Here is a 22,192-nt window from a genome sequence, read left to right on the forward strand (position 1 = left end):
ACAAACGAATCATATCATTATGCAAAACATTAAAATTGCCGTAATCGGTCTCGGTTACGTAGGGCTTCCTTTGGCTCGTCTTTTCTCAACAAAGTATAAAACAGTAGGTTTTGATATGAACCAAGCGCGTGTGGACGCCTTGATGGGTGGACATGATGCAACATTGGAAGTAGCGGATAAATTGTTGCAGGATGCGATTCAAAATAATGGTTTTATCTGCACTACAAAGCTTGAAGATATTAAGGATTGCAACTTCTATGTGGTGGCTGTACCTACTCCTGTTGATACGAATAACCGTCCAGATTTGAAGCCTTTGTGGGGTGCCAGCGAGACGGTGGGTAAGGTTATATCCAAAGGGGATATTGTGGTATATGAATCAACGGTTTATCCGGGAGTAACGGAGGAGGAGTGCTTACCCGTAGTAGAAAAGGTATCCGGCTTGAAATTTAATACGGATTTCTTTGCCGGCTATTCTCCCGAACGCATCAACCCGGGTGACAAGGAGCATACAGTGGAGAAAATCAAGAAAGTGACTTCAGGTTCTACACCGGAAATTGCGGACATCGTGGACGAGGTGTATAATTCTGTTTTGGTAAATGGTACACATAAAGCACCATCTATAAAAGTGGCAGAGGCTTCGAAGATTATTGAGAACTCGCAGAGAGACGTGAATATTGCCTTCATGAATGAACTGGCTAAGATTTTTAATGCCATGGGCATTGATACCAACGATGTGATAGATGCCGCCGCTTCCAAGTGGAATTTCATCAAATTGAAACCCGGCTTAGTGGGGGGGCATTGCATCAGTGTGGATCCCTATTATTTGATTCAGAAGGCTCAGGTATATGGTGTGCTTCCTCGAGTGATGTCAGCGGCTCGTCGATTAAACGATGGTATGGGGGATTATGTGGCTAATCAGGTTATCAAGCTGATGAACAAGAAAGGGGTACTGGTGAAGGATGCGAAGATTCTGTTGCTGGGTATCACATTTAAAGAGAATTGTCCGGATATTCGTAATACGAAGATTGTGGATATTTATTCTACATTGAGTGAATATACTTCTAACATCACTGTATATGACCCGTGGGCGAATGGCGTGCACGTGAAGTATGAATATGAGATTGAACTGACTAATAAATCTTTAGAGGAGTTGAAAGGTAAGTTTGATGCCGTGATTCTTGGTGTGGCGCACGATGCCTTCAAACAGGAGGATATACGTGCTTTCCTGAAATGTGAGAATGGGGTGGTGTATGATGTGAAAGGTATGCTGAATCGTGAAATGATTGACGGAAGATTGTAATGCTCTCTGTTGTTTGTCCGGTATATAATGAAGCAAAATATATTGATGTCTGTATTCAATCTATTTTGCTTCAAGACTATCCGAAGGAAAGACTTGAAATAATATTCGTGGATGGTATGAGTGAGGATGGTACTCGAGGTATAATTGGGGATTATGCCACGAAGTATCCATTTATCCATTTGGTTGACAACATAAAGCGAATAGTCCCGGTTGCAATGAATATAGGCATTAAGGTAGCTAAAGGTGATGTGATAATGCGTTTGGATGCCCACGCTCAATATCCTATAAATTATTTCTCGGTTTTGGAGAAAAAACTTTTTGAACTGAATGCGGATAATGTGGGGGCGGCTTGTCGGACGGATGTGCTAAATCGGAATTCAAAAACGCTTGCCATAAAGGAGGTATTAAGTAACAGGTTTGGTGTTGGTAATTCTACTTTTCGGTTGGGAGTTGACAAGGCAGTGAATGTAGATACTGTTCCTTTTGGTTGTTGGCGCAGAGAAGTGTTTGAGAAGTATGGGGACTATGATGAAAGACTAATACGAAATCAGGACATAGAACTGAATAAGCGTATAATTCGTGGCGGTGGATGCATTTTTATAGTTCCTGATACATACTGTACTTATTTGGCACGTGAAACTTTTAAAGGATTGGCTAGGAATAATTTTGGGAATGGGAAATGGAATATCTTGACTGTATATTATACTAAGCAGTTCCGCTCATTGTCCGTCAGACATTTTGTTCCATTGTTCTTTTTACTTTCACTTTTACTGCCAACAGTGTTATCTATATTTTATATGCCATTAGTGTTGGTAACTTTATTGTCATTATTGCTATACACACTTTGTATATCTACAATATGTTTATCACTTAGTCTGAATAGAAAGTTGAATTTTTACTATCTGTTCTGTTCTTTTATTGTATTACATTTATCGTATGGCTGGGGATCATTTATGGGGATACTGAATATATGTAGAAAGGGATAAAAACTTTAGATATGTTATTGAAAGTGTTTTTTGATCGTGGTGTATCGCTTTTCGGTTTGTTTTTTTTGTTTCCTGTTTTATTACTAGTTGGCATTTTAATTCGTATCAAAATGCCAGATGGTCCTGTCATTTTTACTCAAAAGCGAGTGGGGCAGCACGGACGACTATTTACCATGTATAAGTTTCGTTCCATGATGATCAACCATTCCGGTAGTTCAATCTCCGTACAAGGAGAGAGTCGTATTACTCCTTTAGGAGCAAAATTGCGGAAATATAAATTGGATGAATTGCCTGAATTATGGAATGTATTGATAGGTGATATGAGTTTTGTCGGTCCTCGACCGGATGTACCGGGGTACGCTGATAAATTAGAAGGTGAAAATAGAAGGGTACTATTGTTAAAACCAGGTATCACTGGACCTGCTAGTTTGAAATACCGAAATGAAGAAGAATTATTAGCGCAACAGGAAGATCCTCAAAAATACAATGACGAGGTACTGTTTCCTGATAAAGTGAGAATTAATATAGAATATTTGAATCACTGGTCTTTCTGGAATGATATTAAAATCATTATTTATACAATATTTGGAAAAGATTTGTAATTTCATAAAATGGTTATTTGTGCCTTATTATCTATGGCATAAATAACCTTTCTTTTTATACTCTTACTTTTCTATTTATCGTTTTTTAATCAAATAATTCAATGGACAAGAGAATTTATCTTTGCCTTGCTCACATGAGCGGCAAGGAGCAGGCTTTTATAAAGGAAGCTTTCGATACTAACTGGGTTGTTCCTTTGGGACCCAACGTAAATGCTTTCGAAGAAAAACTGAAACATTTTGTAGGACAGAATAAGGAAGTGGTTGCTTTGTCTGCTGGTACGGCAGCTATCCATCTGGGATTAATTCAACTTGGTGTAGGAGCCGGTGATGAGGTGATCTGCCAGTCGTTTACATTCTGTGCGTCAGCCAATCCTGTTGCTTATCAGGGGGCAACTCCCGTGTTTATAGACAGCGAGGAAGATACCTGGAATATGGACCCTGTTTTGCTGGAAGAAGCCATTAAGGACAGAATCGCGAAGACAGGTAAGAAACCTAAAGCTATTCTTCCGGTTCACCTTTATGGTATGCCTGCCAGGATTGATGAGATTTGCGCAATAGCTGCTAAATATGATATTCCAGTGCTGGAGGATGCTGCGGAAGCTTTAGGGTCTGAGTTTAAGGGACAGAAGTGTGGTACGTTCGGTGCCTTTGGCGTGTTGTCTTTTAATGGTAATAAGATGATCACTACTTCGGGTGGTGGCGCTTTGATTGTTCCTGATGAAAGCACCAAGAAGCAAACGATGTTTTATGCTACGCAGGCTCGTGAACCTTTCCCTCATTACCAGCATGAAAAGATTGGCTACAATTATCGTATGAGTAATATCTGTGCGGGTATCGGTCGTGGTCAGATGACTGTATTGGATGAGCATATTGCGCATCACCGTCATGTACATGACCTTTATGCAAAGGCATTTGAAGGTATTGAGGGAATAACTTTGAAGTCTAATCCTGATGATCGTTTCAACGCTAATTACTGGCTGTCTACTATCTTGATAGACCCTGCTAAGACGGGTACTAACTATGATGAGGTCCGCTGTAAACTGGATGAGCAAGGGGTTGAGACTCGTCCTTTATGGAAGCCTATGCATCTTCAGCCTGTTTATGCCCATAACCCCCGTTATGTGAATGGTGTTTCTGAACGTTTGTTTAATATGGGTTTATGTATTCCTGCCGGTCCTTGGGTGACGGATGAAGATGTGGCCTATATTGTGGAACAGATAAAAAGGTGCTGTAAGAAATAACGATATCCAGACTATTTATAGTGTTGTTTTGGTAGCCGGAATGCTCTCTAATGGGTTGTTCCGGCTTTTTTGTCAATAGGCTGACTTCTTATTTGAATAACTTGAAATTGGCGGATATAGGAGTTATTCTTCAATCCAGCTCACTATCTTTTCTGATAGCGGATCTGTTGTCGAACCATACGAGGCTACCCACTTTCCGTTTTCATCTATCAGAAATTTGTGAAAGTTCCAGCCTACCTTGGCATCCTGAACCCCATTTTCGCTTTTTGTAGTAAGCCATTTGTATAAAGGTGCAATATCTTTTCCTTTAACGGAAATCTTTTCCATCATCGGAAAGGTGACTCCGTAATTCAACGTGCAGAATTCTTTGATTTCTTCGTTGCTTCCAGGTTCCTGATTCAAAAAATTGTTGGCCGGGAAACCAATAACTACAAAATTATCTTTTCCATATTTGGTATATAACTCTTCAAGTTTGGCATACTGCGGAGTGAATCCGCATTTGGAAGCGACATTGACCACCAGCACTTTTTTACCTTTAAAGGTGGAAAGGGATAAGTCTTTTCCATCAATAGTCTTGACTGTGAAGTCATAGAAACTCTTTTGCTGTGCCTGGGAGGCGATTGCTGTCATTGCCATAAATATACTTATAATAATTGTTTTCATTTTCGTATTCTGTTTATCTATAAAACAAAATGTAGTCTTGAATAGTTTATCACTGAGATGAAAAAAGTACTACCTTTGCACCCCGGTAAAAAGATTAGTTTTTTAGGTAAAAATAGGTATGAAGAAGAGTCTTATCGCATTAGCATTCGGCACCTTGGGATTGGGGATTGCCGAATTTGTCATGATGGGTATTCTACCCGATGTGGCTAAGGACCTGGGTCTCAGTATTCCCGTTGCGGGGCATTTTATTTCTGCATATGCTTTAGGGGTTTGCGTGGGAGCGCCTACCTTGATTTTGGCCCGTAAGCATCCATTGAAACACATCCTATTAGCATTGGTGACACTGATTGTGGTGGGGAATATCTGTGCGGCAATGGCGCCTAATTATTGGGTGTTGTTGCTGGCGCGTTTTGTTTCCGGGCTTCCTCATGGTGCATACTTCGGGGTTGCCTCCATTGTGGCGGAGAAACTGGCTGATAAGGGGAAAGGTTCAGAAGCCGTTTCGATTATGATAGCAGGGATGACTATTGCCAATCTTTTCGGGGTTCCACTGGGTACATCATTGAGCAATTCTATTTCGTGGCGGGTTACTTTCTTGTTGGTAGGCTGTTGGGGAGTGATTATTCTTTATTATATCTGGCGCTGGGTGCCTCATGTAGAAGGATTGAAAGATACGGGGTTCAAAGGGCAGTTCCGTTTTCTGAAGACACCGGCTCCCTGGCTTATCCTGGGTGCGACGGCATTAGGGAATGGAGGTGTCTTCTGTTGGTATAGCTATATCAATCCAATGCTGACGAATGTCTCCGGATTCAGTGCTGAGAGCATTACCGGGTTGATGGTATTGGCCGGTTTCGGTATGGTGGTAGGGAATTTAATTAGTGGTCGGCTATCTGACCGCTATACTCCCGGGAAAGTGGGAACTGTTGTACAAGCGATGATTTGTATCGTGTTGTTGCTGATATTTTTCTTGTCGCCTTATCCATGGTTATCCGCATTGTTGATGTGTCTTTGCACGGCAGGTTTGTTTGCAGTGTCCAGTCCGGAGCAGGTATTGATCATCCGTGTGGCTAAGGGAGGGGAGATGTTAGGAGCGGCTTGTGTGCAAGTGGCATTCAATCTGGGTAATGCAATTGGGGCTTATGCCGGTGGAGTGGCTATTAGTGCCGGTTATCGCTATCCGGCATTGGCAGGAGTACCTTTTGCTTTGATTGGTTTTACTCTGTTTCTGATCTTCTACAAGAAATATCAGGCGAAATATTAAAACATTACGATATGTTTTTGTATTTTTGTCCGCAAGTATTAACTAAACGATATAAATTATGAAAACTTTGAATGTTGGAAAAATACTTTTTTTACTGATGATTGTCGTAGGGTTATCGTCGTGCGGCGATGAATATTATACGGATGATTATTTGAGGAATAGTGATGAAAAGCTATGTAGTAAGATCTGGGTAGAGGAGTATGAGACTGATAATAATGAGGTTTGTGAGCATTATCTTGAATTTTCGCGAAATGGTAGTGGTAAAGAAACCTTTAAGTATAATCCGAAAGATGGGCGTAAACCTTATGAGAGTTCTTACCGTTTTGATTGGTCTTGGATAGATAAGACTATGGAAGGTTTGATACTGGATTATGGTGCTGATGATCGTGTCTTTTTTGATAATGTGTGGGTGCGTGAACATAATCTCTCAGGTAAATTGGATGGAATAGTTGTGATGTTTGTTGATGCAAGTTATTATAAATAAAATGTATGCTGATGAATAATATATTGAAATATACGAAGTCGCTTTTCCTATGTTTAAGTATTATAATAGGTTTAACTTCGTGTGAAGATGATGAAACTGTTTTTGATCGTATTGTTGGTTATGAATGGGTGGGAGATCTGGGATTTGCTGACAGATATGGGCCGTTGGAAAGTGGGCTGTATTTTGATGGGAACGGTTTTGGAACTGATGCGCAATGCTATTATGATGACCCAAATGGGGAAATTATATATTCATTACCTTTTCGTTGGGTGATAAATGGTGGTATTCTTTCGTTGGATTATGGTAATGATTATCCTTTGCTGGAAATATATGATGTATATGTCTTTGGAGATGAGTTGTCCGGTGTACTATATGTAGATGGACTACGAGATGGACCAATTACATTATATAGATATTAAAAAAAGCGGAACATTTGTTCCGCTTTTTTTATTTCTTCAGAAACAACTTCTTAAAGTCATTCGGATAAGGTGTTTCAAACTGCATCAACTCTCCCGTTATCGGATGATAGAAACAGAGTTTAAAAGCGTGTAGTGCCAGGCGTCCGATAGGATTGACATCTTCCAGTCCGTAGCGTCCGTCACCAACGATAGGATGTCCCAAATCCTGCATATGTACGCGGATTTGATTTTTGCGTCCCGTTTCAAGATTCAGTTCTACGAGAGAATAGCCATTGGCACGCTTGATCGTACGATAATGCGTGATTGATTTTTGTCCCCCATCGTCTGTCGGACTGGAATAGACATAGAGGGTGCGGTCCGTAAGCCAGGATATCACACAACCGGCATTCTTCTCCATTTCTCCCGCAACTACAGCTACGTAGCGACGGTCGGTTACGATATCATGCCAGTTGTCACGCAATGTGCGTTGCGTCTTTTCATCCTTTGCAAACATCATCAGTCCGGAAGTGTCGCGGTCGAGGCGGTGAACGATATAAACACTGCTGCCACGTCCGTTAGAGCGTTGTACATATTCATTTAGAATATGGTATGCCGTACGTTCTTTCTGGCGTTCGCTACTAACAGACAGCAGACCTTGCATCTTTTCTACCACAATGATATAAGCGTCCTCATAGACGATCTTCAACAACTTGTTGTGAAATTCCTTTTTCCCTTTTTCCCGGCTGATCTGTACTTTCATGCCCGGTTTAAGCGGAAAATTGTATTGAGTGGTTATTACACTATCTACAAACACCACCCGCTTGCTGAGCAGTGATTTTAGTTTGGTACGGCTGGCATCCGGCATTTTGGCTGCCAGAAACTCCATAAGTTCCATCGGTTCCTTTACTGTGTAGTCCGTATATTGAGTGCGGGCTCGTGCTACTAATTTTCCTCTTGCCACGTTGATGGTGATTAATGGTTAGTGATTAATGATCAATTCTCAATCTTCATTTCTTAATTCCAGCAATACCACGTTTTCAACATGATGAGTATGCGGGAACATGTCTACCGGTTGCACGGCCTTCACCTTATATTTTACATCGAGCAGTTGCAGGTCACGTGCCTGTGTGGCCGGATTACAACTTACATATACAATGCGCTTGGGTTCAGCGAACAAGATTACATCCACTACATCCTGGTGCATACCTGCACGTGGGGGGTCAGTGATGATGACATCCGGACGGCCATATTCGTTAATGAAATCCTGCGTCAGCATATCTTTCATGTCACCGGCAAAGAACAGTGTGTTTTTGATACTGTTTATCTCCGCATTCACCTTGGCGTCTTCAATAGCTTCGGGCACATATTCGATACCGATAACCTGGCGGGCCTGTTTGGAAACAAAGTTAGCAATGGTTCCCGTACCCGTATAAAGGTCGTATACGAGTTCCTTTCCGGTCAGTCCGGCAAAATTGCGTGCTATCTTATAGAGATTGTATGCCTGTTCGGAATTGGTCTGGTAGAAGGATTTAGGACCTACCTTGAAGCGCAGACCTTCCATTTCTTCAAAAATATGGTCGTTACCTTTGAAAGTATAGACATCCAAATCGGTGATGGTATCGTTTCGTTTATTATTAATAATGTATAGAAGAGATGTGATTTCGGGGAATGTATCTGCTACATATTGCAGGAGTTGCTTGAACAACGGCATTTCTTCCTCTTCCTCTATTTTGGCGATGAGGATAACCATTAGTTCTCCGGTGGTAGATGTGCGGACGATCATGTTGCGCAACATACCTTCTTGCGTGCGCAGGTTGATGAAGGAATAATTGTGTTCGTAAGCGTAGTCACGTATGGCATTGCGGATGCGATTGGAGATATCATCCTGCAACCAGCATTTCTCTATGGCCAATACTTTATCGAAAGCGTTGGGAATATGGAAACCTACGGCATTCATCTGATCGTATACCACATTCTGTTTCACTTCTTCTTCCGTCAACCAGCGTTTGTTGGAAAATGTGTACTCCAGTTTATTTCTGTAAAACTGTGTTTTCTCTGAACCGAGGATAGGGGAAATCTCCGGAAGTTCTATTTTTCCGATACGGGTAAGGTTGTCCGTTATCTGTTTTTGTTTGTACTTGATTTGTTCGGAATAGGGGAGAACTTGCCATTTGCAACCGCCGCATACACCGTAGTGTTGGCAGAACGGGACGGCTCTTTCACGAGAATATTCGTGGAACTTCACCGCAACTGCTTCAGCATAATGATGCTTTTTTCTCTTAATTTGCAGGTCTACTACGTCTCCGGGAACGACATAAGGTACGAAAATAACCAAATCATTAACCTTTGCGATGGCTTTTCCTTCGGCAGCCACATCCGTTATTGTCACTTTCTCCAGTAGGGGAAGTTCTTTTCTATTTCTTGCCACTTTTACACCAGTCTAATAAATTATTCTGCAAAAATAGACATTTTTTCGGGATTTCTCTCTATGAAGTGAAATATTAAAGATTGCAATGTCGAAATTGCATTTTGATAGAAAGTTTTTTCTCAAAAAGTTTTCTAGTATGCGAAATATACTTAGATTTGCGAACAGAAAAAATCACAATCGAGAAACTTAAATTTATATTATGGACAAAAAAAGAGTTTATACCTTTGGTAACGGTCAGGCAGAAGGAAAGGCTGACATGAAGAATCTTTTGGGGGGCAAAGGTGCTAACCTTGCCGAAATGAACCTGATTGGGGTTCCGGTTCCTCCCGGTTTTACAATCACGACTGAGGTTTGTACCGAATATAATGAGATGGGGCAGGAAAAAGTTGTTGCTCTGTTGAAAAGCGAAGTAGAAAGCGCTATCGCAAAAGTAGAAGAATTGATGTCTTCTAAATTCGGTGATATAGAAAATCCGTTATTGGTTTCAGTACGTTCGGGTGCCCGCGCCTCCATGCCGGGTATGATGGATACCATCCTTAACCTGGGTTTGAACGATGAAGTAGTGGAAGGACTGACACGTAAAACAGGCAATGCCCGTTTTGCATGGGACTCTTACCGCCGTTTCGTACAGATGTATGGTGACGTGGTGTTGGGTATGAAACCTACTAATAAAGAGGATATCGATCCGTTCGAAGCTATCATTGAAGAAGTGAAACATGCGAAAGGTGTGAAGCTGGATAATGAACTGGAAGTGGAAGACCTCAAAGAGTTAGTGAAGAAATTCAAGGCTGCCGTTAAGGAACAGACCGGAAAAGACTTCCCGGCTTGTGCTTACGAGCAGTTGTGGGGTGCTGTTTGCGCAGTGTTCAACTCCTGGATGAATGAACGTGCTATCTTGTATCGTAAGATGGAAGGTATACCTGATGAGTGGGGTACGGCTGTCAACGTTCAGGCAATGGTGTTCGGTAATATGGGTGAAACTTCTGCTACCGGTGTCTGCTTCAGCCGTGATGCAGGTACAGGTGAAGATTTATTCAACGGTGAGTATCTGATTAATGCACAAGGTGAAGACGTTGTGGCAGGTATTCGTACGCCGCAACAGATTACAAAGATCGGTTCGCAACGTTGGGCAGAGCTGGCCGGTGTCAGCGAAGAAGAGCGAGCAGCTAAATATCCGTCAATGGAAGAGGCTATGCCGGAAATCTATAAAGAACTGGATATGCTGCAAACTAAGTTGGAGAATCATTATAAAGATATGCAGGATATGGAGTTTACCGTTCAGGAAGGTAAGCTTTGGTTCCTCCAGACCCGTAACGGTAAACGTACCGGTGCTGCCATGGTGAAGATTGCAATGGATTTGTTCCATCAGGGCATAATTGATGAAAAGACTGCATTGATGCGTTGTGAACCCAATAAACTGGATGAATTGCTTCACCCGGTATTTGATAAGTCGGCTTTGAAGCAAGCGAAAGTTCTGACACGCGGTCTTCCCGCATCTCCGGGTGCTGCTACAGGGCAGATTGTATTCTTTGCGGACGATGCTGCCGAATGGCACGCTGCCGGTAAGCGTATTGTGATGGTGCGTATCGAAACTTCTCCCGAAGACTTGGCCGGTATGGCAGTTGCAGAAGGTATTCTCACTGCCCGCGGTGGTATGACTTCTCATGCGGCGGTAGTTGCTCGTGGTATGGGTAAATGCTGTGTGTCAGGTGCCGGTGCATTGAATATTGATTATAAAGCCCGTACTGTGGAAATAGACGGTGTTCTGCTGAAAGAGGGTGATTATATTTCCTTGAACGGTAGTACAGGCGTGGTTTATAAAGGTCAGGTGGAAACAAAAGCTGCCGAGCTTTCCGGAGATTTTGCAGAATTGATGGAACTGGCTGATAAATATACGAAACTTCAGGTACGTACGAATGCCGATACTCCTCACGATGCTGAGGTTGCACGTAATTTCGGTGCGGTAGGTATCGGTCTTTGCCGTACAGAGCACATGTTCTTTGAAGGTGAGAAGATTAAAGCAATGCGTGAGATGATCCTTGCAGAAAATGCAGAAGGACGCCGTAAGGCTTTAGCCAAGATTTTACCTTATCAGCAAGCTGACTTCAAGGGTATTTTCAAGGCCATGGAAGGTTGTCCAGTGACTGTACGTCTGCTTGATCCTCCTTTGCATGAGTTTGTTCCCCACGATTTGAAAGGACAACAGGAAATGGCAGATGCCATGGGTGTTAGCCTGCAATATATCCAGCAACGTGTAGAATCGCTTTGTGAACATAATCCGATGCTGGGACATCGTGGATGTCGTTTAGGTAATACATATCCTGAAATCACCCAGATGCAGACACGCGCCATCTTGGGTGCAGCTTTGGAACTGAAGAAGGAAGGCGTGGAAACCCATCCGGAAATCATGGTTCCGCTGACCGGTATCTTGTATGAATTCAAAGAACAGGAAAAAGTAATCCGTGAAGAAGCCGCTGCCCTCTTCGGAGAATTAGGTGACAGTATTGACTTCAAGGTAGGTACAATGATCGAAATTCCTCGTGCGGCATTGACGGCTGACCGTATTGCTTCTTCTGCCGAGTTCTTCTCATTCGGTACCAATGACCTGACACAGATGACATTCGGTTATTCACGTGACGATATCGCTTCGTTCCTTCCGGTTTATCTGGAAAAGAAGATTCTGAAAGTAGATCCGTTCCAGGTGCTTGACCAGAATGGTGTAGGTCAGTTGGTGCGTATGGCTACAGAAAAAGGCCGTGCTATCCGTCCGGACTTGAAATGCGGTATTTGCGGTGAACATGGTGGTGAACCCTCATCTGTAAAATTCTGCCATAAGGTAGGGTTAAATTATGTTAGTTGTTCCCCATTTAGAGTGCCGATTGCACGCCTTGCGGCGGCTCAGGCGGCTATTGAAGACTTGAAGTAAAATACTTCTGAAAATCTATATTTATAGGCTGTAAACCTTTTTTAGATAGGTTTGCAGCCTATCTTTTTTTGAAAAACATGTATCTAATAATCAACTATTTGTTTTTTTTAGTATATTTGTCGTCATTTAAGCCATTAGATTATATAATCTTTTAATAACCAACTTTATGAAGCCGGACCTTTCCGCATTATACGCTTTGAACACTACAGATTTCATCCATAGAAATGAGATATTATTGCTTTGTTTTGGAATAATTATTTTGTTGCTTTTGGTCATTATGATTATTGTGTCCATTAGCAAGACCAAGCGTTTGAAGACTCTTCGACAATTGAATGAAGTGGCGGAAGAAAGCAACCAGTTGAAGAATGCTTTTATCGCCAACATGACGCATGAAATACGTACTCCGCTTAATGCCATTGTAGGTTTTACGAACATACTTGCAGAGACTGACAATCTGAGTAGGGAAGAGCGTATGTTTTTCCTGAAAGAGATTAATGACAATAAGGACTTTCTTGTTCAGATGATTAATGACCTGTTGGATTTCTCGAAAATAGAAGCCAATACGATAGAATATAATGACGGGGATGTAGATGTGAACGCTCTGATTGATGAAATATGTGCAGTTGAGAATGCGCATCCTCGGCCATCGGGTATTCTGCTGGAGTTTGTAGAGAAGTTGCCTCAATGCCGTTTGATGATAGACCGGATACGTTTTGCACAGGTGGTCAACAATTTGGTAAAGAATGCCTTGAAGTTTACGGAACAGGGTAGTGTCAAGATTGGGTATCGTCGTCTGAGCAATAATAACTTTTATTTTTATGTGGCTGATACGGGATGTGGCATTGACGAAGACAGTCGTCGGGCCATTTTTGAGCGTTTTGTGAAAATGAACTACAATATCCGTGGTACAGGCTTAGGGCTCTCTATCACAAAATCCATTGTAGAGCATTATGGTGGTGGTATTGGCGTGGAATCAAAGAAAGGAGAAGGCTCTACGTTCTACTTTACTTTACCTGCCGGAATAGAGTACAAAGAATACGGGAAGTTCTGATTGATAGAGTCCGGCTTTTAATCTGCCATTTCCTTTAGTTTCTTAAAGTGACGGATGATGCCCAGATAATCCCGGTCGGTGCAGACATTAAATTTACTCCATAAGTCGCCCAGTACAACCGCACCGCCAAACCCGAAATCTTTTATTTCCAGAATGTTGTCGGGAGTGATTCCTCCTAGAGCCATGACTTTCGTGTCGATAATCCTTTCTTTTCCTGCTGCACGCAATTCTTCGGGTGTGTAACCGGAAAGAGTCCCTTGTTTGGTGATGCAATCATACACCGGACTCATGAATACATAATCATAAAAATGTTTTTTGCTTTTTACTTCTTCTACGGAATGGCAAGTGCAACTGACGTGACCTGAATAGTCGTGCGGCTCGTTCGGGTTACGTGTATTCAAATGAATGCCCATAAGGTCGAATTCCTCTTTCAGGTAGAAATGTTCGTGAGTGACAATTCGTCTATGATATTTTTCGGGAATCAACGTCAGAAGTCGCTCGGAATACATAGCAGGTGTTTCCGGCTTCCTCAGATGCAGAATATCCAGCCCTTCTTCAAAAAGCGCCGTGATAATCTTGTCTTCTTCCACAAAAAATGTGGGTGTTGTGACTACAATGAGCTTCATTTCTTTTGTTAAACGTTTATGTTTAGCAAAGTTAATGATAAATGCTTTCAGTGTGAAAGGTTTTTCTTTAAAATATGTTAGAACCGGATACACAAACGCACCTTTGGGAGTGCTTGTTCCCGCAGGTGCGTTAAAAAAGAGTTTATGATGTTGTTGTTATTTCATTCGGCTGCCCACTACGTCCCAATCAATGATTCCCCAAAGGGCATTTACATGATCGGCACGACGGTTTTGATAGTCGAGATAATAAGCATGTTCCCAAACATCGAAGCCCAATAACGGGGTGAGACCTGAACGTACAGGATTGCTGCCGTTAGCCTCTTTGGTGATGTGCAGTTTGCCATTCTTGTCTACTGACAACCAAGCCCAACCTGAGCCGAACAAGCCTACAGAAGCGGCAGCAAATTCTTTTTTGAAGTTATCAAAACTTCCAAAGTCACGTTTGATGGCCTCTGCCAATTTCCCGGTAGGTTCGCTGTGAGCGGGTTTCGGGGAGAATTGCAGGAAGTAGAGGGTATGGTTCAGAACTTGTCCGGCATTATTGAATATAGCTCCATCCGGTGCAGTGGCTACTATAGTCACTAAATCCTTGTTTTCATACTCTGTACCCGGAACCAGGTTATTGAGGTTGTTTACGTATGTTTGTAAGTGTTTACCATAATGGTAATCTATGGTTTGCTGACTGATTACAGGTTCCAATGCATTATTTGCATACGGAAGTTTAGGCATTTCGTGAGTCATAATTATAAGCATTAAAGATGTTAATAACGTATTCATAAATTTGTCTTGAATTATGTTTCTGCTAATATAACGTTTGATAAGCTGCAAATGTTCTTTCATATCAATAAAACTTTTTTGAAGTTGTCATGTGGGTTGTCACGGAAAACCGTGATAAATAGAACTGTACGTGCGGAAAAGTTGGAAAAAAAGTTGTTTTGGTGAAAATAATATGTATTTTTAGAGACTTTTTATGAATTTGATATTATGGATAGAGCATATTTGTTGGATGAGATAACCAGAATTCGTCGGATTATAATTGAGAGGGACGGACGTTTCACTTTGAGGGAATGCGAAAAGATTGCTGCTGCTTTGGAAGTGGACAATGTTTCACTGGTAGCTATGTTAGAGGCTATCAGGAAAGACTTACTTCCTCAGAAGTTTGTGTTGAACCTGAAAGATGCAGAGCGTTTTCAGCTTTTGCGGACTGCTCTTCAGAAAAATGCGGAGCATGTTCTTTTAAAGAAGATAGCGCCGGAATGGGCTGTACTTGCCGAAAACTTCAAGAAGCCCCAGGCTGATGGAGAGGCCTGTCAGATGGCTATAAACAAGTTGCGTACCCAGATAAAACCTTATACCGATAAGGTGCCTAAATTGGTGAAGTATCTGAATGAATATGCTGATTTGTGTGAAGCGAACTTCCTGAATGTGCTAAAACTGAAGGTGCTTAGGATTAATCTGCGCTTCTTGCCTTTATTGAAAGAGGCGAATGAATGGTTTGCAGCTTGTGACAATACTTCTGATAAAGATGCGTATTGGAAAATAGCAGAACAACTATATTTGAATTATCCGTCGTTGTTTAAGGAGGAGGTTTATTACTTTAGCGTTATCCGGGGAGTATTGGACGCGTTTTATAGGAAAGCAGGAAAGGAGCCTGTGTTGTTGGATATTCCTGTAGAGATATCATTGCTGGAGGAAGTAGAACAGAGTATACCGGAAATAGAGCTGATTGCAGCAGAACCTGATTTGCATGACTTTGAACAAGAACAACCTGTGCCGGAATCTATACCTGTGCAGGAAGAAGCTGAATCTCAACAGGATGATTCGGAACGTTTGGAAGAGAATGTAGGGCAAGCTGAACAGATTGTGCCTGAGGTTGAACCTGCTGAACCCGAAACCGAGTTAATAGTGTCCGACCCGGAACCAATTCAATCGGAGGTAACGTCGGCTGAAGTTGAGGTTGACTCTTCTGAAGTTGAGGTTGGCTCTTCTGGAACAGAGGTTGAGCCTGACCAACCTGAGGTTGTAGGGGATGATTCGGAAGTTAAGCAAAGCGAGCCTGTTGCTGAAACTGTTGAGCCGGAAGTACAACCTGTTGAACCTGAAATAGAACAGTCGGAAATCGGAGTAGAAACAACGGAATCCGAAATGAAAGAACCGGAAGTGGAAGCGAAACAACTTGACTCTGAAGTAAAACAGCCTGATTCCGAAATCAAACAGCCTGAGCCTGAAATCAAACAATATGAACCCGAAAGAAAGGAAGATATTCCTGATGTTCAAAAGAAATCCAAGAAACCTCTTTATATAATAGGTAGCTGTGTGCTGTTAGTTCTCGTTGCAGTCTGTGTGTATTTTGTAACCAGAACAAAGTCTGAACAACCTCCTGTCACTCCGGTTGTTGTAGCAGATACAACGGCTGTGGCAGAAGACACTGTAGCTACTGCACCGGTCGTTGCACCGGAAACGACTCCTGCGCCTAAAGCTGTCGAGCCGAAAAAGGAGGAGCCCAAAGCGGAGCAGCAGCCTCAATCTACATCTCAGCCCGAGACAAAAACTCCTGCAGATAAACTGAAACAGCAAGCAGAACCGGCAAAGGTAGAGAAGAAAGTTCAGGTCAATTCGCTGGAAGCAGCAAGGGAGGCAACCCAAAATGGTGACTACAAGAAAGCATTCGATATTTATCACTCTTTGGCCAATGCCGGAAATGCAGAAGCGCAGTATTGCCTCGGCCTCATGTATGAAACGGGAAAAGGGGTTGGTATCGATATCTTTGAGGCCGTTATGTGGTATCGGAAATCCAAGGCGAAGGGCTTTGCGCTGGCTGAACGCAAACTGCTGGAATTAGGTTACAATTAGAAACGCAGATCTTATTTTATTTATTTACTATAAAAAACATATCAGGTATGAAAGGAAAGGTTTTTTCTTCTTCGCAAGACTTGTATCAGGATCAAGCGAAAATCCTTTTTGATTTTTATAAAGATGCGGCGGAAAAGATAGTGTCGCAAGAGGAAGAATTGGAAAAGGAGATGGGAGAATTAAAGAATTCACTTACGCTCAATGCTGCGGGCAAGAAAAAAGCCCAGACGCAAATGTATGTGGGAATTGGAATTCTTGTTGTCGGACTTGCATTGATAGCGGTGATAGGATGGCTTAGTATTGCCATTGCCGTGGGAGGCCTCTATTGGGGAATAAAAAACTATAAGATGTTTAAGTCCAGCGGTAAATCGATAGAAGATGTCGGGGTGGACTTGAAAGAGTTGGAGAATAAGCATCAACAGATATTCAGGGACTATAAGATTGAGAAGATGGGAGTGGTTTATGTTCCTGTTGCCAGTCAGGTTCCTTTTGAGAATAAGAGTTTTGTAATCGACCATACGGGAAACAGCCCGGTACAGAACTTCGAACTGCAATTAGTCAATAACCAGGGAGCACTTTCAGAAAAACTGCGGGAACTGGACGAACTCTCTACCACTGCTCCTTTGGTAGAGGAAAGCAAGGGAGTGGAAGAGGTTTCCACAGAAGATTATTCAACATCTATACCTAAAGTGAAGTTCTATGACTACTTTGGACGTATGGATCGTAATCTGCGCGACAGTGCTTATTACCTGTCTGACTTGCATACGGTTTCTGTGGGAATGCCTGTAATCCCTCCCGATTCGCCTGTCATTTCTTATTTGAATGAATATGGTACGGCCAACCCATCGGGAGCGCCTGTGCTGAATGTATTTGATACGGCAGCGTATGATAAGGAAATAGAACAATTTAATTCACTGAATGCCATGCGCCGTTCTCTGTCCGACCAGAGCGAGCAATTTGAAGATGTATTACGCCGTTTGATTTCAAATGTGGGGTATGCTGTGCAGACCATCGCTGCAGCAAAGGTAAAATCGACTAATTCACTGGTGGATAGCTCCAATCAGTTATTGTTTACTATCCTGAAAACGTCCCATAACCATTATTCGCCGAAGCTGGAAAAGGATGAACTGGAGAAAATCCGCCAGACAAACTTTAACTTTCGCGATACGGTTGAGAACTATACACCTTTCCAACTGAAAGAAAGTTCGCGTGTGCGTTATGACATGAAAGACCATTCATGGGTTGCGGAAGACGGCAGCCGCACGACAATGCCTTATGGTATCAGTCAGATACAAGAGGAAATTGTGGCGCCTATCGTGCAAAACCTGTTGGCAGAGACACGCCTGAACCGTTTGGATATCTACAATGACATTGATAATCAGAAGCGTGATTATCTGAACCAGTGGCATCGTGAAACCCAGGACTTCTACGGACGTAACCGGACTTCGGGTGACGACCTCATCAACATTATGCGTAGTAATCTGACAAAGCTTCTTGCCGCGCAATCCACCTTTGAACGTCTCGACCGGATGAAATCCCGCATGCTGCAACAGATGATGGATGGAGATACCCAGGAGTTGGAAGAAGTAGATCAGTTGGGCAAAAATGCGAAACAGTTTGCCGAGCAGTCCGATGACTTCAAGCAAATTCAGGAAGAGTTTAAAGAATACATGAAGTTTTTGCAGGGTGATATTAATAAGAAGGCTAAAGAATATGGATATATTGAGTATTTCGATGCCAGCCTTCGCGACGGAATGGCAAAGAAAATAGTGGACGCCAATGATAATGTAGCCCTGTTGGATGACCGGCGCCGTCCTTTGGCAAGTATCAATCCATTCTATGCATTTGCTTCCAATATGCCGCCGGCTCCTGCCGTTGAAGAATGTGTGGAAGAGTATATGTCTTTGGATATAGCGCGGGTAGCTACCGATTCCTTGCAGGAAATTGCAGAAAACAGCCAGGAGGCAACGTTGGATCATCATGCTGAACTGGTGGATGATAGCGACGCGATGGAATATTCGGTGTATGCTCCCCAACATATGGAAGAAGCTGAAAAAACAATCAGAATGAGCCCTGATGTAGAAGCGGCAAAGCCTGAAATGTCAGAGACTTCAGAGGAAGCGGAAGTTCCGAAAGAATCTGAGACTCCTGCTGCTTCCGAAGCTCCTGTTGCTTCCGAGACTTCTGTTGTTTCAGAAGTTCCTGTTGCTTCCGAAGCCCCTGTTATCCCCGAAACCCCTGCAACTCCTGAAGTTTCGGATGAAATGGATGATTTGAGTGGTCTGGACGACCTGGATGACTTGAGCGATCTGGATGATTTGGACGATTTAAGTGATCTTGAAAAGGATAAATAGCATTCATAAATTTGAAAATTAAAGATTATGGCAAAATATGATGTTACAGTCGATACCCGCGACATGGCCAATAAGATAGATACCGTATCTGATAAGGTCAGTGGGGTCACTACAGCAGTTGTTGCTATGGAGGCAGCAGTCATAGCCGCTGAGAGGGATGCTACGAACAAACTATGCAAAAGGCTGAATAAAGGCTTCTTCTCACTGGTCGCTTCGCAGATAGAACAGAAAAATGCTACGGCATTGAGCGCTGTGAATGCGTATTTCTCTGAGCTGGAGGAGCAGGGGGGCGCATTGCTTGATTTGAAAAAGAGAATGGATGATGACTTTGTGATTTTGACAGGGCGTTATTCCAAACTGTTCAGAGGACTGGACACAGCTCTTCACAATCGTATTCATGAGCTGGATAAACCCGTCATTCGCTTTTGTGAGCAGGACATAACGCACACCCTGAACCGCGTCTACTATCAGATAGCTTCTGTACCGGTCAACCAAACCGAATCTTTGTCCACTTCTCAGGCTATTGCCGCCGCACACGTCAAGCACAATGCGCAAGCTTTGATTGCACAAATGACCAACTTCCTCACCACCTGCAAACAGCAGAGTGCCAAGATGCAAAAAATCAAGTTGAATTCGTTTGTTGGCAAATCCGTCTTTCGATATTTACCGGCCATCTTGTTGGTGAAACGGGGAGATGCGGGAGAAGTTATGGAAACTAAACTACCTTCGGGATTGGAGCAACTTATCGGTCAACACTCCTGCATGAAGATACGTGAAGGCATGGAGCGTAAGATTGAAAGCAGCGGATGGGAAAACATCTCGATGGAGTCTCAGCGGATGGTGGCCGGGAAGCTTGAGCGCCTGATTGCAACTTCCGACCTTAGTGAAAGGGTGAAAGAGAACATGAAGAAACTCATAGCCCGGAATGAAACCTGGCTTAACACGAAGGAGGGCTGATTATGGGAGGACGAAGACATATCCTGCATGACGTGATACGGAAAAGTGAAACTGTGACACTTACCGTAGGCGATAAGTCAGCTTCCAAGACCGTTGTTCTGGAAGAACCGATTGATATCTATCTGGAGATAGACGACCATCCTTATAATAGCAGCGTACAGGATTGCAGCAAGCACATCGAGAGTTTGCGCAACTCTGTTGTGGCGTGCAATGCGGCCGAGGTTGCCCATAAGATAGCCAGCACGCAGCAGATTGGCAAACGTATATCTAAAGGTTTTCTGGGATATATAACCGCCAGCCTGGATATACAGAACATGGAGGAATGTTCCAATGTAGAAGCCGTATATAGCGAGTTGCAGTCTCAGTCCGAAGAGCTGGCCAACCGTAAATCGGTGATGGAAGATGATTATGACATCCTGACCACCCGCTATTCCGGTGTCTTTGAGAATCTGGACCGTGAATTGCTGCAACGCATCCACATGCTGATGGAACCTTGCTTCCGTTTTGTAGAAAGCAGCAGTAAGGAACAGCTGCGCAACACGGACTCTTCTCTTTCGGCAATGGCATTGGTGGGGCATAAAGAGCAGTTGGATGTACAGGCACATATTTCTGCTATCACAGTGAAGCAGCGGGCTGCCGGATTGATAGAGAGTGCCAAGCAATACTTGCTCGGACAAAAGCAACTGGCCAGTCATATAGAACATGTGCTGATTGGCGGATGCAGAAATGCCCGTTGGATGTTGCCGGTTGTTGTTGTTGAGAAAACCGGTGTCGGTGGCGGAAAAGAAACTGAGATCGTGATGAATGAGCAAACCGCACGTATGGGAGTCAATGACTGGAAAGTACGTCAGAATGTTCAGCAAGCATCCATACCTGCCATGACGCAAGAGGATAAGCAGCGCATCGGAAAACATCTGGAGAGAGAGATTCAAAGATTAGGTTCTTCGGAACACGACAAGCGGGTAGCCGGGATGATGAGGAAACTTGCCGGAGATTTTTTATCGTGAGATGCCGTTACTTGTGTTCTATAAAATAGAAGTAAAGTTATGAAAGAATTGAAAGTGATAAGTCTGGAGAATGGAGTGATATTAAGTGAAAACCTGGTAAAAGGTTCTATTCTCCCCCGCACATCCGCTGAGTTGGAGAGGGATGTGCTGATACAAAATGATACTATCGTAGAAGGGGCTGTATATGCCCGCAAGCTGGAAATACAAAATGGGGATGTGGAAATACGCGGTGCGGTGTTCACCAAACTGGAGTTCCATATCAGTAATAATGCGAAAGGGAACATTATCCTGCGTAAGACGGTGGCTACCTCGGACTCGTTGGTGTCGTATGCCCGTGATTGCCGTCTGATGTTCATGGCTGACATTAACGGAAAGACAGTCAAGTTGTGCAATACTTTTGTTGCCGGAAGCATATTTGCGGATGAGGTCATACTGGAAGACTGTATTGTGCTGGGCGGTGTTTTCGCTACGGCCAAACTGAATATGAAAGACTGTATTGTAGGGACTTTCAATGCAAAGCAGGTATCGGTGAGCGGAGATATAAAGCTACTGTTGCCCAGTGCTTTCAGTGGCGAAGAGATGCAGGTCATGAGCGAGACCCGTCTGTTCAATCTGAGTCTGGCGGACTTGGGCGCCCTTTATGCAGGAACCCCCGAGATGGAGAGTACAGGTATCATAGAGATGAACACTTACTCCGACGAACAGGAATCCCAGCTTTTTGAAGGAGATGAGAAAGTGTTGGTGCATTGTTATTCGGTAGTGGGAAAAGTGTTGGCTGCCGATTTGGTCAATGTGGATAAGCTGCGGAATCACTTCCTGATAGGGGCTACTGCATTGGGAAGCCAGTTGCTGAAAACCTATGACCTGGGAGTCGGTGCAAATGGGGAACTCTGTGAAATCATTCCGGAGAAAGTGGCTGATTTCTTCTTCAACTTGTTGCACGGAAAGATTCAGGTACGTGTTTTGGACGGTTCCTTCTCCATTCAGGAGATTGCCCAACGCTTGGCGTAGAGAAAGAAGAAAAATAGAAAAGCTGCCACACAATGGGCAGCTTT

Annotated in this window: 19 protein-coding genes; 14 read left to right on the forward strand and 5 right to left on the reverse strand. The window is 43.1% G+C overall.

What is annotated here, in order from left to right; translation table 11 throughout:
• Nucleotides 1–19: 19 nt before the first annotated feature.
• From BUC01_RS01710 to BUC01_RS01725, 4 genes are all read left to right on the forward strand, one after another.
• Nucleotides 20–1,300 (forward strand): nucleotide sugar dehydrogenase, encoded by a 1,281-nt coding sequence (locus tag BUC01_RS01710; RefSeq protein ID WP_073312534.1) that lies wholly within the window; start codon nt 20–22, stop codon nt 1,298–1,300.
• The gene (locus tag BUC01_RS01715; protein ID WP_025835916.1) at nt 1,300–2,286 is read left to right on the forward strand and encodes a glycosyltransferase family 2 protein; all 987 of its coding nucleotides are present in this window, start codon (nt 1,300–1,302) and stop codon (nt 2,284–2,286) included. Before BUC01_RS01710 ends, BUC01_RS01715 begins: the two co-directional genes overlap by 1 nt.
• 11 nt (nt 2,287–2,297) lie before the next feature.
• On the forward strand, nt 2,298–2,888 hold the full coding sequence (locus BUC01_RS01720) for a sugar transferase (protein WP_025835918.1): 591 nt from the start codon (nt 2,298–2,300) through the stop codon (nt 2,886–2,888).
• 101 nt (nt 2,889–2,989) lie between these two features.
• Complete coding sequence (locus tag BUC01_RS01725) at nt 2,990–4,129, forward strand: DegT/DnrJ/EryC1/StrS family aminotransferase (protein ID WP_025835919.1); 1,140 nt, start codon at nt 2,990–2,992, stop codon at nt 4,127–4,129.
• Nucleotides 4,130–4,252: 123 nt separating this feature from the next.
• Here BUC01_RS01725 and BUC01_RS01730 read toward each other — a convergent pair whose 3' ends face one another.
• Nucleotides 4,253–4,792, reverse strand: coding sequence for a glutathione peroxidase (locus BUC01_RS01730; protein ID WP_025835920.1), 540 nt, complete (start codon nt 4,790–4,792; stop codon nt 4,253–4,255).
• A gap of 118 nt (nt 4,793–4,910) precedes the next feature.
• On the opposite strand from BUC01_RS01730, the gene araJ reads away from it, so the two are divergent.
• From araJ to BUC01_RS01745, 3 genes are read left to right on the forward strand one after another with little or no spacing between them, the layout of a single operon-like run.
• Complete coding sequence (araJ, locus tag BUC01_RS01735; RefSeq protein ID WP_073312536.1) at nt 4,911–6,053, forward strand: MFS transporter AraJ; 1,143 nt, start codon at nt 4,911–4,913, stop codon at nt 6,051–6,053.
• Nucleotides 6,054–6,111: 58 nt separating this feature from the next.
• Nucleotides 6,112–6,537: a hypothetical protein gene (locus BUC01_RS01740; protein ID WP_025835922.1), complete on the forward strand. Its 426-nt coding sequence runs from the start codon at nt 6,112–6,114 to the stop codon at nt 6,535–6,537.
• A gap of 11 nt (nt 6,538–6,548) precedes the next feature.
• Nucleotides 6,549–6,956, forward strand: coding sequence for a hypothetical protein (locus BUC01_RS01745; protein WP_073312655.1), 408 nt, complete (start codon nt 6,549–6,551; stop codon nt 6,954–6,956).
• 28 nt (nt 6,957–6,984) lie between these two features.
• On the opposite strand, the gene BUC01_RS01750 is transcribed toward BUC01_RS01745, so the two are convergent.
• Together BUC01_RS01750 and rlmD are read right to left on the reverse strand one after the other, a co-directional pair.
• Nucleotides 6,985–7,830 (reverse strand): RluA family pseudouridine synthase, encoded by an 846-nt coding sequence (locus BUC01_RS01750; RefSeq protein WP_369862964.1) that lies wholly within the window; start codon nt 7,828–7,830, stop codon nt 6,985–6,987.
• Between the two features lie 105 nt (nt 7,831–7,935).
• On the reverse strand, nt 7,936–9,363 hold the full coding sequence (rlmD, locus tag BUC01_RS01755) for a 23S rRNA (uracil(1939)-C(5))-methyltransferase RlmD (RefSeq protein ID WP_073312538.1): 1,428 nt from the start codon (nt 9,361–9,363) through the stop codon (nt 7,936–7,938).
• 199 nt (nt 9,364–9,562) lie between these two features.
• Between rlmD and ppdK the strand changes: the two genes are divergently transcribed.
• A complete protein-coding gene (ppdK, locus tag BUC01_RS01760; protein ID WP_025835186.1) occupies nt 9,563–12,289 on the forward strand; it encodes a pyruvate, phosphate dikinase in 2,727 nt (908 codons plus the stop codon).
• Between the two features lie 166 nt (nt 12,290–12,455).
• Nucleotides 12,456–13,340, forward strand: coding sequence for a sensor histidine kinase (locus BUC01_RS01765; RefSeq protein WP_025835189.1), 885 nt, complete (start codon nt 12,456–12,458; stop codon nt 13,338–13,340).
• 17 nt (nt 13,341–13,357) lie between these two features.
• Here the strand turns inward: BUC01_RS01765 and BUC01_RS01770 are convergent, their stop codons facing one another.
• Both BUC01_RS01770 and BUC01_RS01775 read right to left on the reverse strand, forming a co-directional pair.
• Entirely contained in the window at nt 13,358–13,966 is a 609-nt protein-coding gene (locus BUC01_RS01770; RefSeq protein ID WP_025835191.1) for a thiamine phosphate synthase, read from the reverse strand.
• Between the two features lie 156 nt (nt 13,967–14,122).
• Nucleotides 14,123–14,719 carry a superoxide dismutase gene (locus tag BUC01_RS01775; RefSeq protein WP_073312657.1) on the reverse strand — a complete coding sequence of 199 codons (597 nt, stop codon included), beginning with the start codon at nt 14,717–14,719 and terminating at the stop codon, nt 14,123–14,125.
• Between the two features lie 231 nt (nt 14,720–14,950).
• Here BUC01_RS01775 and BUC01_RS01780 point away from each other — a divergent pair, with 231 nt between their 5' ends.
• Genes BUC01_RS01780 through BUC01_RS01800 form a run of 5 tightly spaced genes read left to right on the forward strand, consistent with a single transcriptional unit; the run spans nt 14,951 to nt 22,148 of the window.
• Entirely contained in the window at nt 14,951–16,819 is a 1,869-nt protein-coding gene (locus BUC01_RS01780) for a tetratricopeptide repeat protein (protein ID WP_025835193.1), read from the forward strand.
• Between the two features lie 47 nt (nt 16,820–16,866).
• Nucleotides 16,867–19,173: a hypothetical protein gene (locus BUC01_RS01785; RefSeq protein WP_025835195.1), complete on the forward strand. Its 2,307-nt coding sequence runs from the start codon at nt 16,867–16,869 to the stop codon at nt 19,171–19,173.
• 27 nt (nt 19,174–19,200) lie between these two features.
• Nucleotides 19,201–20,130 (forward strand): hypothetical protein, encoded by a 930-nt coding sequence (locus BUC01_RS01790; RefSeq protein ID WP_025835196.1) that lies wholly within the window; start codon nt 19,201–19,203, stop codon nt 20,128–20,130.
• A 2-nt stretch (nt 20,131–20,132) separates the two neighbouring features.
• The gene (locus tag BUC01_RS01795) at nt 20,133–21,137 is read left to right on the forward strand and encodes a hypothetical protein (protein WP_073312540.1); all 1,005 of its coding nucleotides are present in this window, start codon (nt 20,133–20,135) and stop codon (nt 21,135–21,137) included.
• Between the two features lie 39 nt (nt 21,138–21,176).
• A complete protein-coding gene (locus BUC01_RS01800; RefSeq protein ID WP_025835198.1) occupies nt 21,177–22,148 on the forward strand; it encodes a hypothetical protein in 972 nt (323 codons plus the stop codon).
• Nucleotides 22,149–22,192 lie beyond the last annotated feature (44 nt).

Source organism: Bacteroides stercorirosoris (genome assembly GCF_900142015.1).
In the GTDB taxonomy this organism is placed as follows: Bacteria; Bacteroidota; Bacteroidia; order Bacteroidales; family Bacteroidaceae; genus Bacteroides; species Bacteroides stercorirosoris.